This is a genomic window from Colwellia sp. Bg11-12, assembly GCF_014076955.1.
Classification (GTDB): domain Bacteria; phylum Pseudomonadota; class Gammaproteobacteria; order Enterobacterales; family Alteromonadaceae; genus Colwellia_A.
Genome location: NZ_JACGUZ010000050.1, coordinates 115,205 through 130,276 on the forward strand (window position 1 = coordinate 115,205; position 15,072 = coordinate 130,276).

Here is a 15,072-nt window from a genome sequence, read left to right on the forward strand (position 1 = left end):
GCATATATATATTCAGCAACTAAAAATACCAATACATTGATAATATAAGGTTAGTTATACAAGGTATTATCTCTGCTGACCTTATATTCAACTTTCAGTGAAACTTCGCTTACAAAGCCAAGGGCTGGCTTGCTCGATATTTTTAAGAGCATGGTTAGATTATCAGTAACACCCTGTAAAAAATATATCTGTAGAATGCCTAATAATCTTTTAAAAGTTGCTATAGCCGTTGACTACCTTCAATTTATAGTAAACATTGATCCTATTAATGTTTTATATACTGTACAATTAATTAACTAAATAATAACTATTAATCATTACGGAAATTCTTATGAAAAAACTTATCATATTATTAACTATTTCAACATTAAGTACTTCGGCTATGGCAGAAGAAACAAGCTGGCTTGATAGCTTAAAAAACTTTGTGGGTTTAAGTGAAGCTAAAGAGCAAAGTGTTAAAGCGCCTAGCACCGACGGTTTAGTTAGCCTATTAACTAGTTCATTAAATGTTAATGCTGATCAAGCCTCTGGTGGCATGGGTGCTATTTTTAATTATGTCAAAGACAATGTGTCTACTGAACAGTTTAGTCAGCTTGCTACATCACTACCGGGTGTTGATGGGCTTGTTAGTCAAATGCCTGATATTAGCAAACTTAGCTCGGGTGAAGGTTTAGGTGGTTTACTTGATAAAGCTGCACAATACAGTGATTCATTAAAAGCAGTTAATGATGTGAAAAAACAATTTGAAGCATTAGGTTTAAAACCTGAAATGATTAGCAGCTTTATATCTAGTGCTCAAGGTTACTTAGACACTGAGCAAGGACAACAAGCAAAACAAGTGTTAACACAAGGTTTAGGCAAGTTACTTGGGTAACTTGCTATATTAGCGACTAATCGCTGCAGCTAATTTCACTGAACTTACTAAAACATAACCTCCGTGAAATTAGCGAATGTTGATTTTTAACTACTCATTGTAGACTGTAATTAATATACGCTAATTACCGCTTCATATAACGGCTTTCGATTATTATAATCATCAAACAGCAAAAATAACGAATACCCTACCGACGGTATTTCGATACCATAATTACTTTCATAGGCATCGTCAGGAAAAGACTTTTGAAGTTGTTCAAATGATCCCCCTTGAATAAAATCCCCCAAAGCCCAAACAGCTTTTGAATTTGAATTAGCGTTATCATTTATAAAAACTTCTTCCAACAAATGAATTTCAACAAGTTCAGTAGCGTTTACCTTTAACATTAAATGTTGGTTATAAAGATGCATAGTGCCCCCTCTTTGCAATACTATCCGCCCTTTAACTTCACCAAGTTGCTCTGCAAGCTTATTAACGTTTATGTCTTTGTTTGATACTAAGGCTAAATACGCCTGTGTAATGGCCTCGTTTTGAATCACTTGATCATCAAAAGGCAGCATAAGACTTTCTTTGTAGTTGCTTCGCTCCATAGAGAAGCCACCCAACGTATATTTTTTTTCATTGGTATGAGAATTTTTACTGGCAATAAAATTTAGTATTAGCACCTTGTCTTGGCTATTTAAGACTAATTGATTCTTTTCATTTAAAGGCTTATCTAACGCTAATTCAGGATAAACGTCTTCTAAAAGTGCTTGTTGACCGACCTTATTGTTGATCTTCCAAGCATTGGCATCAAAAAAATCAAGTAAGGGAATTTTATTCAAAATACTGGCTGATAAATATGGCAAAGTACTTTGTACCTTTACTAATTTATCCAATTGAAAGTGCAACCAATGGTGTCTTCCGTAACCTATAATCAACTCATCAGCCAGCAAGGTTAGTTGCACATTAGGCTCACCAAATTTTTTGATGACTTGTTGATAGCTATCGCCTAATTTTACGCCATAAAGACCGTTAGCCAAAGATATCTCAGTATTGATTACTTTAGGCCGGCCAACTCTAGAGTCAGAAGAAGCCAATTTGAAAGTCATCATACTTTTTGCTTTAACACCTTCATGATTATATGCGGTAAATTTTTGATGGATGGCATTTGGAGAGCCCATTTTATAGGCTATTTCTTCCTGTTTACACTGTACAATTAGCTTAGCAAAAAAACGTATTTGTTGTTGCTCGCCCTTTTCATCTAAAACGTCAAGTTCTTCTATTTTTTTATCCATGATAATGACACCATTGGCGCCAGCATCTATCGCTTTTTGTTGTAATTGATTTAACAATCTCTTGGTCGTTTTAGCCAATTCCTGCCCTTTAACCATACCAATAACACTCGTTTCTTTAATGACTTGGTATTCACAATTAGGGTAGTAGTCAAGAATAGGAGGCAGTACGACTTCCTCAGCGGCTGAAAAAGCAAGCATGGGAAAGAGTAAAAAACAACTAAAGGTAACTAGTTTTAGAAAAACGTGCATTAAGGTAACTCCTCTATAATTTATGAATAACTTATATTTATAATAAAATAACTTTATCAATTACTAACTTTTTGGTCAGTGCATTGACGGCTGGGTAGCGTAAATAAAAATCATTAATATCAATAACTTCGACCTTCACCTGTAAAGGTTCAGTAACATTAACATTGATATGACGGTTTATATTTTTACTTCTTCGCTCTGCTTGAAGAGGATAATTTAAAAATAAACCTTGTGGGTCAAGTACTTCATTCTCCATAGTTTGCCATGCTTGGTACCAACTTGCATGGCGATCACCTGAAGCTAAGTTTGTCGCTAAAGAAAGGTTAACTACTAGATTTTTATAGGGCGAGTAGCTTGTTCTAGCGCCAATAAAGGTGGCTTGGCTATTACTTTTTGCCATTTCAGAGTCAAACATAGATAACAGTTCGATGGTGTTATCCGTTAATGATTTATTTAAATCTATCAGTAACTTTGCACTTAGGTGCTTAGCGAGCTTAGGTAGATAATCTCTCTCGCGCTCAATGAGCGTAAGTTGTGCTTTAATTCCACGCTGTAATGCAAACTCTGTTGGTAGTATTGAATCGAGGTTACTGCTGTTTATTCGACTTAACGCTTTGGTTAATTTGGCTTTACTTTGCGTTAACTGGTTGGTCACGCTATTAACCTTTATTAAGTCCCATTCATCAACAGGTCGATTAAGGCATTCCTGATAAATTTCAGGTAGATCTGTTGGCAGACTATTAAATGATTCGCTAATAAATTGCATTATTTTTATTATTGGCACTAACTTTTTAGCCGTTTGTATTAATACTTTTTTATTTTCGGTACTGGGAAAGTACTGATGAGAATCATGACTTAACAGATAAGCTAAATAGTAATCGCCCTGAGCAAGGTGAACTTGTGCCGCTATTAATTTACCTTGCGCTTTTTCGGCAAGCGTTAATTCGGCTTGGTATTCTGAAGGCTTTAGTTGAACCAGTTTTTTTAATGCAGTAATTGAGTGAATGAGGTTGAGTTCTTGCTTAGCTTGCTGGTATGCCTGCAAGGCTTCGCTATGTTTTGTTGGACTGCACGAGACGAGTAAAAAAAGTAATCCTACTATAAAGGTTCTTTGATAAATAGCCATTGGGTAAATTCCATTTTACATTAACGTTTATGTCTAAACTGAATATAAAGTACCAACTAATCAATAACTAATCAACAACCAACCAATAACTAGCCAATATTGAGTTCAAGTTGGTTTGGTTATCTTCGCTTACGGCTAACAAGCCAATACCACTCCATTAAATAAAGTTACGTCGTTAGCTGAGTCCGTATAATTAGACATTCTCACACGGTTCTTCATCCACTTTCTTTTGTAAACCAGTTAAGCGGTGAAATAAGTCGCATACAAATATTTATTTAGCCTTTCTAAGGTATGTAATAAATTGGTCGGAAATTAATTTTTTAAACCGCTACAGGTGACTTGTAATATTTTGAGCTGTTACGACGAAAACGGTGAGTCACTTCATAAACAAAAGAATAGTGCACATTCCCTGAGAGAATAATGAAATTAAGCGGTGTTTTATTGTGTCTAAAAATATTTAACATCACATTAGCTGTGCCAGAGTGTGCCATCCAGTTTTCAGCATCTACTGCTAAAGGCTTTCCCCAAAAAGTAAAAATACGCTGAATAGTTTCAATCAACTTAGCCCCATAAATAGGCGCCGAAGAGACCATGATAATATTAGGCTCATTAATTAACACTTGTTGTAGGGCTGATAATGACTCCCAGTCCATTAACCCAGAAGATTTACCAGCATTACTTTCAGAGCGCCATCGCTGGGTGCGTTTATCTAATACAACGATTTTAGGTGAGGTATTTAAACTATAATGCCATTCATCCCATTTGAGTATTTTATTAATAAGTTCAGCATGATTTAGATAACCTTGCTGGCAAAAACTGGGTTTTATCTCACTCATCAATGTAATGAATTTTTCAGGTGCTTTCCAGCCAACCTTGGCATAAGCAATATCCTATTAACGCATTACCTCTAATTTTTTTGAAAATGTAAAATCATGTAAGTCACCGTGAACAATTAACACACAATTTTTACATACTTTTGGCTTGTAACTATCGGTAAAATCTTGTCGTAACCACTTGCGCCCTCCTTTTATATGCGCACTAAATTATTGAGAAAATACTATGAAAAGATTATTACTTAGCGCTTTACTGTTAACCGGATGTGCAAGCCATGGGGTTGACCGAGCAGACCAACACCAAATAATTAAAGAATTTTATGCGACTATTGCGTCGGTTACGCCGGTAACTTTATCTTCAGAGGTCAAAACAGGTATCATTACCGGTGCTGGCATTGGCTTATTAGGCGAGCTTGACGGTAACCATGAAGATATGATTGCAGGGACCATTGCTGGGGCATTAGTTTTTGGGTTATTTACCGCCTTATTTGAGGGGAGTAATGATGCTTTTCAGTACCATCTAAATTCGGCTATCCAAGGTGAATTTGATGTCATTCAAAAGAAAAAAATTCCTGAATCAGTAAGTTGTGTAAAAGTGCGAAGTGGTAAAACAGTTACGTTAATGACAGCCTCACCTGAGAACTGTTCTAACTTATTTAAATAACTTATACTGATTTCACACAGGATTCTAGATCAAAAATATGCAAAAGTTATTGTCTACTTTACTGATACTCTTTTTATTTTCTTGTGGTTCGGTGTCGATGAGCGACGGACGACAAGAGATTATTATTAACGCTAAACCCGCTCCTTGCGATATTCACCGCAAGGAAATAGATCCCAATTGTAAAATTGAAGGTAAGAATGTATTGCCTGGCAAAAACCATTAAACCTGATAACCCCAGCGCGGTATAATAGATTGCTCAATGCTTAAATGGTCTAACATTCTTCCTACCATGAAATCGATTAAGTCATTAATTGACTGAGGATGATGATAAAACCCAGGCGCTGCTGGCATTATGGTTACACCCATTTGTGAAAGTGTCAGCATATTTTGTAAGTGTATAGTAGAAAAAGGTGATTCTCGTACCACTAAAATCAACTGTCCTCTTTCTTTAATAACAACATCGGCTGCACGCTCAATCAAGTTGTCACTCATGCCTAGGGTAATAGCCGCTAATGTGCCTGTTGAACAAGGACAAACAATCATCTTTTTAGGGGCTGCAGAGCCTGAAGCCACTGGTGAGAACCATTGTTCTTTGCCAAAAACAGTGATTTGTGAAGGCCTTGCTTTAAATTTTTCACTCAGAAATTGAGTTGCGCCATCAGGAGAGCCCGGTATTTTAACGCCAACTTCTGTATCAAGAACAACCCGAGCTGCGCTTGAACATAGTACATAAATTTGTACATTCGCGGCCACTAAACACTCGATAAGTCGTAATGCATACGGCGCACCAGAAGCCCCCGTAATAGCGACCGTTATTTTTTCTCTAAACTCGTGCATGTTTACCCTTTTTTTCCAATGCTATTAATAATTTATTGTGAATATCACCAAAACCACCGTTACTCATTACAACAATGGTATCGCGTGCTTGAGAGTTTTCAACAATATGACTGACTAAAGCGTTAATGTTCGTTTCAACAAAGCACGGCTGCTCACAATCTTGAATAAGGGTATTCACCGACCATTTCACTTGCTCACCTTGAAACAAATACACAACATCAGCTTGTGCTAATGAGGTAGCAAGTGTGTCTTTATGTACACCTGATTTCATGGTGTTTGACCTTGGCTCTAACACGGCAATTATCCGACAAGATTGATCGCCTTCACCATTAGCGCTGACATTAGATCGCACCCCAGCCAGTGTTTTAGCGATAGCCGTTGGGTGGTGCGCAAAATCGTCAAAAACGCGCACTTGCTGTACTTCACCACGCAACTCTAAACGTCGTTTGGTATTAATAAATTCAGCCAGTGCATCAATCGCAACATGGCTAGGAACACCAGCATGTCTAGCGGCAGCAATAGCCATTAAACCATTGTCGATATTAAAGTCGCCAATTAAGTTCCATTTTACTGTGCCTTGAATTTCACCTTTGAAACGCACAATAAACGCGCTGCCATCAACAATAAGTTTTTCTGCATGCCAGCCTTCTTGGCGAGCGCTATGTTCAACACTAAATTCTGTAGGAGTCCAACAACCTTGCGCTAACGTTTCAGTAATGGCCGATTCATTTTTTGGTGACAACACTAAGCCGTTACTAGGAACCATTCGAATAAGATGATGAAACTGGCGTTGAATATCTGACAAGTCATTAAAAATATCAGCGTGATCAAACTCCATATTATTAATCACCAAAGTACGTGGACGATAATGAACAAACTTAGAGCGTTTATCAAAAAAAGCGGTATCGTATTCATCGGCTTCAATAACAAAAAATGGCGCATCGCCTAAGCGTGCAGAACAATCAAAGTTTTGTGGAACACCACCGATTAAAAAGCCAGGTTTCATGTTAGCGTATTCTAAAATCCAAGCGACCATAGAACTGGTTGTCGTTTTGCCATGCGTACCTGAAATAGCTACTACCCAGCGGTCTTTTAAGACATGTTCTAATAACCATTGTGGGCCTGAGGTATAAGGAATGTTTCTATCGAGTACATACTCGACCATCACGTTACCGCGAGCCATGGCATTACCAACGATCACTAAATCAGGTTCATCGTTTAAATGTTCTATTAAATAGCCTGGTTTTAATTCAATCCCTAATTGTTCGAGCTGTGTACTCATTGGCGGATAAACATTAGCGTCACAACCTGAAACACGATGACCAAGTTGTTTTGCTATTGCCGCGATACCACCCATAAATGTGCCGCAAATACCTAAAATGTGAATATGCATATAATGTCCGTTAAAGCGCTGGTGCTCTGCTATTGCGTTGCCAACCAGTAATAAAAATAAGTTCAAAATAATGCCTGACAATATACCTGATCAGAAACAAAAAAGGCATTGCAATACCGTGTTAATTTAGTAAGTATGCATAGTCATAATAAAATAAAGGACGCGTTGTGCAATCACCTTCATTACAATCTCTTCATATATACCCTATAAAATCAGCTGCTGGCATTTCTTTGTCTAATAGTTGGGTTGACGATTTTGGCTTAAGTTTCGACCGACGCTTTGTTCTAACAGACCCAAGTGGGCTGTTTATAACCGCTCGTACTGAACCAACACTTTGCCTTATTAAGGTTAATTTATCTGAGCAGGGGTTAATTTTAACCGCTCCAGACATGCCAGCACTGCACATCTCTTATCATATGTTATCAAAAGTTTATAAAGACATTAGCGTATGGGACGACGGTATAAAGGCGCAGTATGGTCATAAGAATTATGATTTATGGTTTAGCCAGTATTTAAATAAACCTTCTCAGCTACTTTATTTTGGTGAGCAGTCGCAGCGTTATGTTCGTAATAGCCACAAGCAAGTGGCTTTTGCTGACGGTTATCCTCTTTTACTTCTTTCGCAAGCTTCTCTTGATGATTTAAATCGTAAAATGTCTCTGCAGCTAAATCAAAGCGTTAGTATGTCGCAATTTCGCCCTAATCTTGTTGTTGACCATTGTGATGCTTTTGCTGAAGACACTTGGCAACATATTCGCATTGGCGAAGTAGAATTTGAAATATCTAAGCCTTGTTCTCGCTGTATATTTACCACAGTTGATCCTAAGAATGCAGAAAAGCATCCACAGCAAGACCCCCTGACCACTTTAAAAAATTACCGACAAGTCGCCAGCGGTGACGTTATGTTTGGACAAAATTTAATTGCCCTAAATCAGGGAAGTATTAAGCAAGGTGATGAAATAGTTATTTTAAAGAAGCAGTCTTCCCCTCTATTTATACCTCACCCAGCAAAGAAAACTGCCGAGACAAAATCTTCTCCCGATTTAGCTGCGAATAAAGTGCTGAAAAAAAAGCCCAAAAGGAAAGTGAATTTACACTTTGACTCATGGAACAAAAACGTTATCGGTAACACCAAAGACTCTATTTTAGATCAAGGTGAAGCAGCAGGTATGCTCTTACCTTATTCATGTCGAGGCGGCATGTGTGGTCGTTGTAAGATAAAGCTAAAAAGTGGCGAAGTGAAACAGTTAGCGAATGATGGATTAAGCGATGCAGATAAAGAACAAGGCTTTGTATTGGCCTGTAGTTCTGTTCCGCAATCTGATTTAGTGTTAGCAAAGCGATAACACGCCAGCTAAATGGCTTAACAAGTACGGTAAGTTAAGCCATAAATGCAATGCCTTGATATATTTCATCATAAAAAATTCATCTTTATAAAATCTTTACCATTCTACGACTATCCACCTATGACTATCGCTCTACTGTTTGATGTAAATCAACAATGAAACAGCGGTGTTCCCCCAAAAAATAACAACTTGATATGAATCAAACTTTCCCTATTGGCAAGGTGACAAACTCTGCTCATCAATTATTTCAAATAAAATAGAAAATATTAACAATATTAACCCTCCCGTTCAATGCGACTTCTTGGCATAGCAACGCCAAGAGGTATTCACAAAAAATTCAAGAATGAAATACACAGGATATAAATGATGAAGTTTATTAAAACAAAATTGTCACTCGCTTTAATGACTAGCGCTATTATCTCGGCACCTTTTGCAATAGCAGACGATACCTCGTTCAATTCAGAAATAAAAAAAGCACTTGCGGATAGTAAAGTCGGCATTAGCTTTCGTGCTCGCTACGAAGGGGTTGATGAAGATGGCGTAAATGGCGCTTCAGATATAGAGGCCGCAGCGTTAACCATAAAGTCTCGTTTGACACTGCAAACAGGCGATTATAAGCATTGGTCAATAGGCCTTGAAGTTGACAACGTAACAGCCGTTATAGATAACTATAACGACTTAACAAATAGCTACAACGGCTCTGACTCTATTGTTATAGACCCCGAAGGAACTGACGTTAACCAAGCATTTTTACAATTCAATACTCAAAAAGTAAAACTTACTGCGGGTCGTCAACGTATTTTACATAACAACCAGCGTTTTATAGGGGGTGTAGGCTGGCGTCAAAACGAGCAAACCTATGATGGATACCGCATTCAATATGCGGTAAACGATGCAGTTTCATTAGATTATAGTTTTGTTCACAACGCTAATCGTATTTTTGAAGAGAATAGTAAAAAATCGAACAATCTTTCTGGAGCCTTCCACTTTGCAAATGCGGGCTACAAAATCAATAAAGCGCATACACTTTCAGCATTTGCCTACGTATTAGATTTCAACAAAGCACATGCCATGTCTTCAAACACTTATGGCGCACTTTATCAAGGTAACTTTGGCGCGATAAAAGTTAACTTAAGCGCTGCAACACAAAGTGACGCTGGCGACAACCCGCTAAGCTACGATGCAAGTTATTACAATGCTGAAATAGGCACAGAGTTGGGTAAGATTACGCTTTTAGGTGGTTTAGAAGTTTTAGGCAGCGATGAGGGTAAAGCAGCTTTTAGTACACCTTTTGCTACATTACATAAATTCCAAGGATTTGCAGATAAGTTCTTAGGTACAGGTAGTAGCACAGGGATGGCTAATGGCGTTGAAGATACTTACATTACGGTAAAAACAACCTTGAATGGTGTTAAGTTAGCGGCAACATTTCACGACCTTGCTTCAAATGAAGGTCATATCGATTACGGAACAGAGGTAGACTTAATCGCTGCGTACTCCCTTAAAAAGGACTACGATTTACTGATTAAATTTGCAAGCTACAGTGCTGATGAGTTAAGTAATGATACCCATAAATTATGGATACAAGTTGCAACTAAGTTCTAAAGCTTGCGTTTAGCCTTACTTAAATTCAAGGCTGTTACAAAAGTAACAGCCTTGAATGTACAGGATTTACGTTATGGACACATGGATGTGAATACTTAACGAATGTAAATAACGCAGACGTTGTATTAGTTAGATGGCCGTTTTTACCTCATATGCATCAATACATTTCAGTACATAGAGACAAAATACTCCTTGAAAGAGTATTAAAAAACCAGCAAAAACAAGCGTCAAGCGCTAAACCATAAATATATAATGAATTGTCTATGGCGAGCGATTAGAATAACCGCGTTTATAGCCTTCCTATTCAAGGGATTATTTTGTTATTAATGCTCGACAATTACGACTCTTTTACATTTAATTTAGTACATTATTTCCAAGCATTAGGACAAGAAGTCGTGGTTGCCCGTAATGACCAAATAACGTTAACTGAAATTAAGGCATTGTCGCCTCAGTATATTGTTATTTCGCCAGGTCCTTGCTCACCCAATGAAGCAGGTTTGTCATTAGATATCGTTAAACACTTTGCAGGAAAAGTACCTCTCTTAGGTGTTTGCTTGGGGCACCAGTGTATTGCACAACATTATGGTGCAACCATTGATAAAGCACGTAAAGTGATGCATGGTAAGACAAGTAAAATAAAGCATGTCGAAAAGGGATTATTTCACCAATTAAATAACCCACTGACGGTGACTCGCTATCATTCATTAATTGTTAATAAAGAGACCTTACCTGAATGTCTCGAAGTTACGGCTTGGAGCTGTGATGAAAATGGTAAAAATGATGAAATTATGGCTTTAGAGCACAAAAAATTACCCATTGCTAGCGTACAATTCCATCCTGAGTCAATTCTAACTGAACAAGGGATGATGTTACTGGATAACTTTCTCAGTCGCTTTCAGTAAAAATTTAAATAAGATGAGTAATCTCATCCGTTATCACTCATACTTTTGATCATATCGCCGACAAAAAACTTAACTTCAACTTTATTGGAAAACATTATTTACGCTCATGCAGATATTTGAAAACAACGACTTAGTCGCCCCAATATACCGAAGAGCTATGAGCTTAATGATCAGCAAAGAGTTTGCTGAACAACAAAGTGGCAAAGTTGCTATTGCTAGCCAGCAAAATAGTGAACAATCTAATCGACGCCGAGAGTTACTTGCTGTTGAAGAAGAAGCCAAAAAAAATAAAATAATTCGAGCACACGGTGAAAGTTTTTTTACTGACCAAGTTATGTCAAAATTTTTTGCTCATGTCACGGCAGAAGTGAATAAGAAGTTTGATAACAAAGAAAACCTCTACAACAATATATTAAAAATTGAAGATGCCGCCCCTAATATCATGGAAATACTGTCGGTGCGTGCTGCATCAATTAACCGCATCATTCCTTTAGCAAAGTCGCTACCTTGGTTAGCTGATGAACTTATAAACTTAGTCAACAAACCTCAATATCGTAAGCGTGCTAATGTGCAAGTATCTGACGCAAGCTTAGCGCTAAGTTACATAGGCTTAGACAACTTAAAGTTAGTCATGCCTACCTTTATGCTTAAGCATTGGTTGCCCAGTAGCACAGCGCCCTATTCCTTAATGAAAAGAAAGCTTTGGAATGACAGTTTAGCCATCGCGATGTCGTCCTCTGTATTAGCCAAAAAAGAGGGTATGGATGAATTTACAGCTTTTGCTGCGGGTATGTTTAGTCATTTAGGCTTAATTGCTGTGTCTCGTTGTTTTTTGACAACCTATAGTGAATTACACACCGCAGAATTAAAAACAGCTTACGATAATAAAGATAAAAAACTTCACGATACCTTAGTTAACTTTGATGCTTCTCCTGATTTATTACTTGAACAGCTCATTACGCGCAGCAGTAAAATATCAGCAGATTTAGTTGAATTAATGCGCCTTGACCGATTACGGATCACTGAAGCTATATTTGATCTTGCTTATACAGAAACACTTGAAAAAATGTGCCCTTTAGCGCAAATTGTTACTAAAGCGAAGGCTTATGTGGCATTTAGAAGCTTAGCTAAAGATGAGTTGATCAGTAATGACGAAGCTAAGCTACTCTTAACGTCAGTGCGTATTACGCCTCAAGAGATCAGTTTATTAAAGAAAAGTGATATTGATCACATAAAATTAAATTTTAAATAATTTTTGATTATTTATTAAAATTCTTCCTATTGTTAATAAGGCACTTAGTCAGCGACCTAACGAGCAATTACGTCAACAAGCTCTTTAAACTCTCTTTATATAGTTATGCACCTATACTGAATAAAACCCGACAAGCCCCAATTTTAAAAGGCTTGCGGTCACTTGGAGCAAGACAATGCCTGTTTTCTCTGTCATACTGAGCACCTAATTTCTAGCTTCATCCTTTTTTGTCTGCTGAAATATAAACTAATATAAGGTTTTTATGTGCTGAATTATTCAGCAGTAATGCCAATATGCACTGCACAGCAGTGTTTAATCACTTGAGGAGTAAACAATGACTAACCATTTTCCTGTAGGCCGTGAATTATTTGATGACGTTATGGTACCGAACTATGCACCATCAACGGTTATCCCTGTACGTGGTAAAGGCTCTCGAGTATGGGATCAACAAGATCGTGAATTCATTGATTTTGCTGGCGGAATTGCTGTTAACTGTTTAGGCCATTGTCATCCTGCATTAGTTGGTGCATTAAAAGACCAAGCAGATAAAATTTGGCATTTATCAAATGTAATGACTAACGAACCTGCCTTACGTTTAGCTAAAAAAATCGTTGATAATACTTTTGCAAATAAAGTTTACTTTGCAAACTCAGGTGCTGAAGCAAACGAAGCCGCACTAAAATTGGCACGTCGTTGGGCACTTGACGTTCATGGTGCAGGTAAAACACAAATCATCGCTTTTAAACAAGGTTTCCACGGCCGTACTTTCTTTACGGTTACTGTTGGTGGACAAGTTGCTTACTCTGATGGATTCGGACCTAAGCCAGGCGACATTGATCACGTTGATTACAACGATCTTGAAGCACTTAAAGCCATTATGTCTGACAAAACGTGTGCAGTAATGATTGAACCATTACAAGGTGAAGGCGGTTTAGTCTCTCCTACACAAGATTTTATCGAAGGTGTTCGTGCGCTTTGTGATCAACATAACGCTTTACTTATTTTTGATGAAGTACAAACAGGTGTTGGCCGTACTGGCGACTTATATGCTTACATGGGCTTAAACGTTGTACCTGACATTTTAACCACAGCAAAAGCATTAGGTGGCGGTTTTCCTATCGGCGCAATGATAACAACAACTGAGATTGCTAAGCACCTTAAAATAGGTACTCACGGCAGTACTTATGGCGGTAATCCTTTAGCCTGTGCTGTAGCTGAAGCTGCATTTGACACAGTTAATACACCAGAAGTTTTAAATGGTGTAAAAGAAAAAGCAAAAATCTATGTTGATGGCTTAAATGCAATTAATGCTAAATACAACGTTTTTAAAGAAATTCGTGGTAAAGGTTTATTAATTGGTGCTGTATTAACTGATGCATATCAAGGTAAAGCAAAAGACTTTTTAAACGCGGCATTGACTGAAGGTGTTATGACTTTAGTTGCTGGCGCAAGCATTATTCGTTTTGCCCCGTCTTTAGTTATCCCAGATGCTGATATCGTTGAAGGTTTAGCACGTTTTGAAAAAGCCGTTGCTAAATTAGCAATATAGTCATTGTTAATTTAATTTAATAAAACAATTACACCGTTGAAATTGTGATTATTCTTTAAGAGTAGCCACAATTTCTTTTTCTTTGTAAAAAATGAGATTTTTCTATGATTATTATACGCCCTATTCAAGCAAGCGATTATGACTCTTTACATCGTATTGCGATAGAATCAGGACACGGTTTTACATCACTGCCGGTCAATGAAGGCTTATTAAAGCAACGTATCGCTCACTCTGAAGTTTCTTTCAATAAAGAAGTGTCGCACCCATCTAGCGAAGGCTATTTGTTTGTAATGGAAGATACTGACACGGGTAAAGTTGTTGGCACGAGTGGTATTGAAGCAGCGGTAGGTTTAGAAGACGCTTTTTACCATTATCATTTAGGTAAAGTTGTTCATAACTCTCGTGAGTTAGGCATTTATAATACCGTAGAAACATTATCACTGTGTAATGACTACACAGGTGCATCTGAAATATGTACATTGTTTTTAGGTGAAAGTCATCGTAAAAACAAAAATGGACGTTTCTTGTCTCGTTGTCGTTTTTTGTTTATGGCTGAGCATCAAGAACGCTTTGCTGAAACAGTTATCGCTGAAATGCGTGGCATTTCAGACGAGGAAGGTCGTTCTCCTTTTTGGAACTGGTTAGAAGAACATTTCTTCTCAATGGACTTTCCTACTGCCGATTACCTAACCGGTATTGGTAAAAAAGTATTTATCGCTGAATTAATGCCAAAGCATCCTATTTATGTCAACTTATTAAGTAAAGATGCCCAAAAAGTTATTAACGAAGTTCATCCAAAAACGTTACCAGCACTACGTTTATTAGAAGCTGAAGGTTTTTCACGTCGAGGTTATGTTGATATTTTTGATGGCGGTCCAACCGTTGAAGCACAAACAGCGAAAGTAAAAACCATACGTAATAGTGGAAAATATCAAGTGATTATCGGTGATACTGATGACACGGTTAACTTTATTATCTGTAACACGAAAGTTGCAGGTTTTAGAGCTGTTCAAGCGAAAATATCGTTAAGAGCAACAGCAGAGCAAGTCGTGATCCCTAGTGATATCGCAGAAGCACTACAAGTAAATGAAGGTGATTTTGTACGCTTAGTACGTAATTAAACTAAACTTTATTCTTTTAAGCAGGGCTTGAATTTCGCTTAACT

At 37.5% G+C, this 15,072-nt stretch carries 13 protein-coding genes and 1 pseudogene; 9 read left to right on the forward strand and 5 right to left on the reverse strand.

The window, feature by feature from the left end; translation table 11 throughout:
- Positions 1–331 precede the first annotated feature (331 nt).
- A complete protein-coding gene (locus H4J39_RS02395) occupies positions 332–874 on the forward strand; it encodes a DUF2780 domain-containing protein (protein WP_182225813.1) in 543 nt (180 codons plus the stop codon).
- Between the two features lie 110 nt (positions 875–984).
- Here H4J39_RS02395 and H4J39_RS02400 read toward each other — a convergent pair whose 3' ends face one another.
- From H4J39_RS02400 to H4J39_RS02410, 3 genes and pseudogenes are all read right to left on the reverse strand, one after another.
- A complete protein-coding gene (locus H4J39_RS02400) occupies positions 985–2,400 on the reverse strand; it encodes a hypothetical protein (protein WP_182225814.1) in 1,416 nt (471 codons plus the stop codon).
- Positions 2,401–2,437: 37 nt separating this feature from the next.
- Entirely contained in the window at positions 2,438–3,526 is a 1,089-nt protein-coding gene (locus H4J39_RS02405; RefSeq protein ID WP_182225815.1) for a hypothetical protein, read from the reverse strand.
- A 227-nt stretch (positions 3,527–3,753) separates the two neighbouring features.
- A pseudogene (locus H4J39_RS02410) lies at positions 3,754–4,287 on the reverse strand (alkaline phosphatase family protein); the annotation flags it as partial.
- Positions 4,288–4,585: 298 nt separating this feature from the next.
- On the opposite strand from H4J39_RS02410, the gene H4J39_RS02415 reads away from it, so the two are divergent.
- Positions 4,586–5,023, forward strand: coding sequence for a hypothetical protein (locus H4J39_RS02415; protein ID WP_182225817.1), 438 nt, complete (start codon positions 4,586–4,588; stop codon positions 5,021–5,023).
- 37 nt (positions 5,024–5,060) lie between these two features.
- On the forward strand, positions 5,061–5,246 hold the full coding sequence (locus H4J39_RS02420; RefSeq protein WP_182225818.1) for a hypothetical protein: 186 nt from the start codon (positions 5,061–5,063) through the stop codon (positions 5,244–5,246).
- Here H4J39_RS02420 and H4J39_RS02425 read toward each other — a convergent pair.
- Entirely contained in the window at positions 5,243–5,860 is a 618-nt protein-coding gene (locus H4J39_RS02425; protein WP_182225819.1) for a flavin prenyltransferase UbiX, read from the reverse strand. The two genes, H4J39_RS02420 and H4J39_RS02425, sit on opposite strands and share 4 nt — an antisense overlap.
- Positions 5,847–7,253 carry a UDP-N-acetylmuramate:L-alanyl-gamma-D-glutamyl-meso-diaminopimelate ligase gene (mpl, locus tag H4J39_RS02430; RefSeq protein ID WP_182225874.1) on the reverse strand — a complete coding sequence of 469 codons (1,407 nt, stop codon included), beginning with the start codon at positions 7,251–7,253 and terminating at the stop codon, positions 5,847–5,849. Before mpl ends, H4J39_RS02425 begins: the two co-directional genes overlap by 14 nt.
- Before the next feature lie 167 nt (positions 7,254–7,420).
- Here mpl and H4J39_RS19255 point away from each other — a divergent pair, with 167 nt between their 5' ends.
- The 6 genes from H4J39_RS19255 to astA all read left to right on the forward strand — a co-directional run bounded on the left by H4J39_RS19255 (position 7,421) and on the right by astA (position 15,028).
- Positions 7,421–8,599: a YcbX family protein gene (locus H4J39_RS19255; protein ID WP_182225820.1), complete on the forward strand. Its 1,179-nt coding sequence runs from the start codon at positions 7,421–7,423 to the stop codon at positions 8,597–8,599.
- 363 nt (positions 8,600–8,962) lie between these two features.
- Positions 8,963–10,204 (forward strand): alginate export family protein, encoded by a 1,242-nt coding sequence (locus tag H4J39_RS02440; protein WP_259368727.1) that lies wholly within the window; start codon positions 8,963–8,965, stop codon positions 10,202–10,204.
- A gap of 317 nt (positions 10,205–10,521) precedes the next feature.
- Complete coding sequence (locus H4J39_RS02445) at positions 10,522–11,106, forward strand: aminodeoxychorismate/anthranilate synthase component II (RefSeq protein ID WP_182225821.1); 585 nt, start codon at positions 10,522–10,524, stop codon at positions 11,104–11,106.
- A 106-nt stretch (positions 11,107–11,212) separates the two neighbouring features.
- On the forward strand, positions 11,213–12,358 hold the full coding sequence (locus H4J39_RS02450) for an HDOD domain-containing protein (protein WP_182225822.1): 1,146 nt from the start codon (positions 11,213–11,215) through the stop codon (positions 12,356–12,358).
- 334 nt (positions 12,359–12,692) lie between these two features.
- On the forward strand, positions 12,693–13,907 hold the full coding sequence (locus tag H4J39_RS02455) for an aspartate aminotransferase family protein (RefSeq protein ID WP_182225823.1): 1,215 nt from the start codon (positions 12,693–12,695) through the stop codon (positions 13,905–13,907).
- 104 nt (positions 13,908–14,011) lie between these two features.
- Positions 14,012–15,028, forward strand: coding sequence for an arginine N-succinyltransferase (gene astA / locus H4J39_RS02460; RefSeq protein WP_182225824.1), 1,017 nt, complete (start codon positions 14,012–14,014; stop codon positions 15,026–15,028).
- Positions 15,029–15,072: the final 44 nt, after the last annotated feature.

What these genes read in the sequence shown, in the direction of transcription:
- H4J39_RS02395 (WP_182225813.1), top strand. Translation starts at nt 332, where the DNA reads ATGAAAAAACTTATCATATTATTAACTATTTCAACATTAAGTACTTCG.
- H4J39_RS02400 (WP_182225814.1), bottom strand. Translation starts at nt 2,400, where the DNA reads ATGCACGTTTTTCTAAAACTAGTTACCTTTAGTTGTTTTTTACTCTTT.
- H4J39_RS02405 (WP_182225815.1), bottom strand. Translation starts at nt 3,526, where the DNA reads ATGGCTATTTATCAAAGAACCTTTATAGTAGGATTACTTTTTTTACTC.
- H4J39_RS02415 (WP_182225817.1), top strand. Translation starts at nt 4,586, where the DNA reads ATGAAAAGATTATTACTTAGCGCTTTACTGTTAACCGGATGTGCAAGC.
- H4J39_RS02420 (WP_182225818.1), top strand. Translation starts at nt 5,061, where the DNA reads ATGCAAAAGTTATTGTCTACTTTACTGATACTCTTTTTATTTTCTTGT.
- H4J39_RS02425 (WP_182225819.1), bottom strand. Translation starts at nt 5,860, where the DNA reads ATGCACGAGTTTAGAGAAAAAATAACGGTCGCTATTACGGGGGCTTCT.
- mpl (WP_182225874.1), bottom strand. Translation starts at nt 7,253, where the DNA reads ATGCATATTCACATTTTAGGTATTTGCGGCACATTTATGGGTGGTATC.
- H4J39_RS02440 (WP_259368727.1), top strand. Translation starts at nt 8,963, where the DNA reads ATGATGAAGTTTATTAAAACAAAATTGTCACTCGCTTTAATGACTAGC.
- H4J39_RS02450 (WP_182225822.1), top strand. Translation starts at nt 11,213, where the DNA reads ATGCAGATATTTGAAAACAACGACTTAGTCGCCCCAATATACCGAAGA.
- H4J39_RS02455 (WP_182225823.1), top strand. Translation starts at nt 12,693, where the DNA reads ATGACTAACCATTTTCCTGTAGGCCGTGAATTATTTGATGACGTTATG.
- astA (WP_182225824.1), top strand. Translation starts at nt 14,012, where the DNA reads ATGATTATTATACGCCCTATTCAAGCAAGCGATTATGACTCTTTACAT.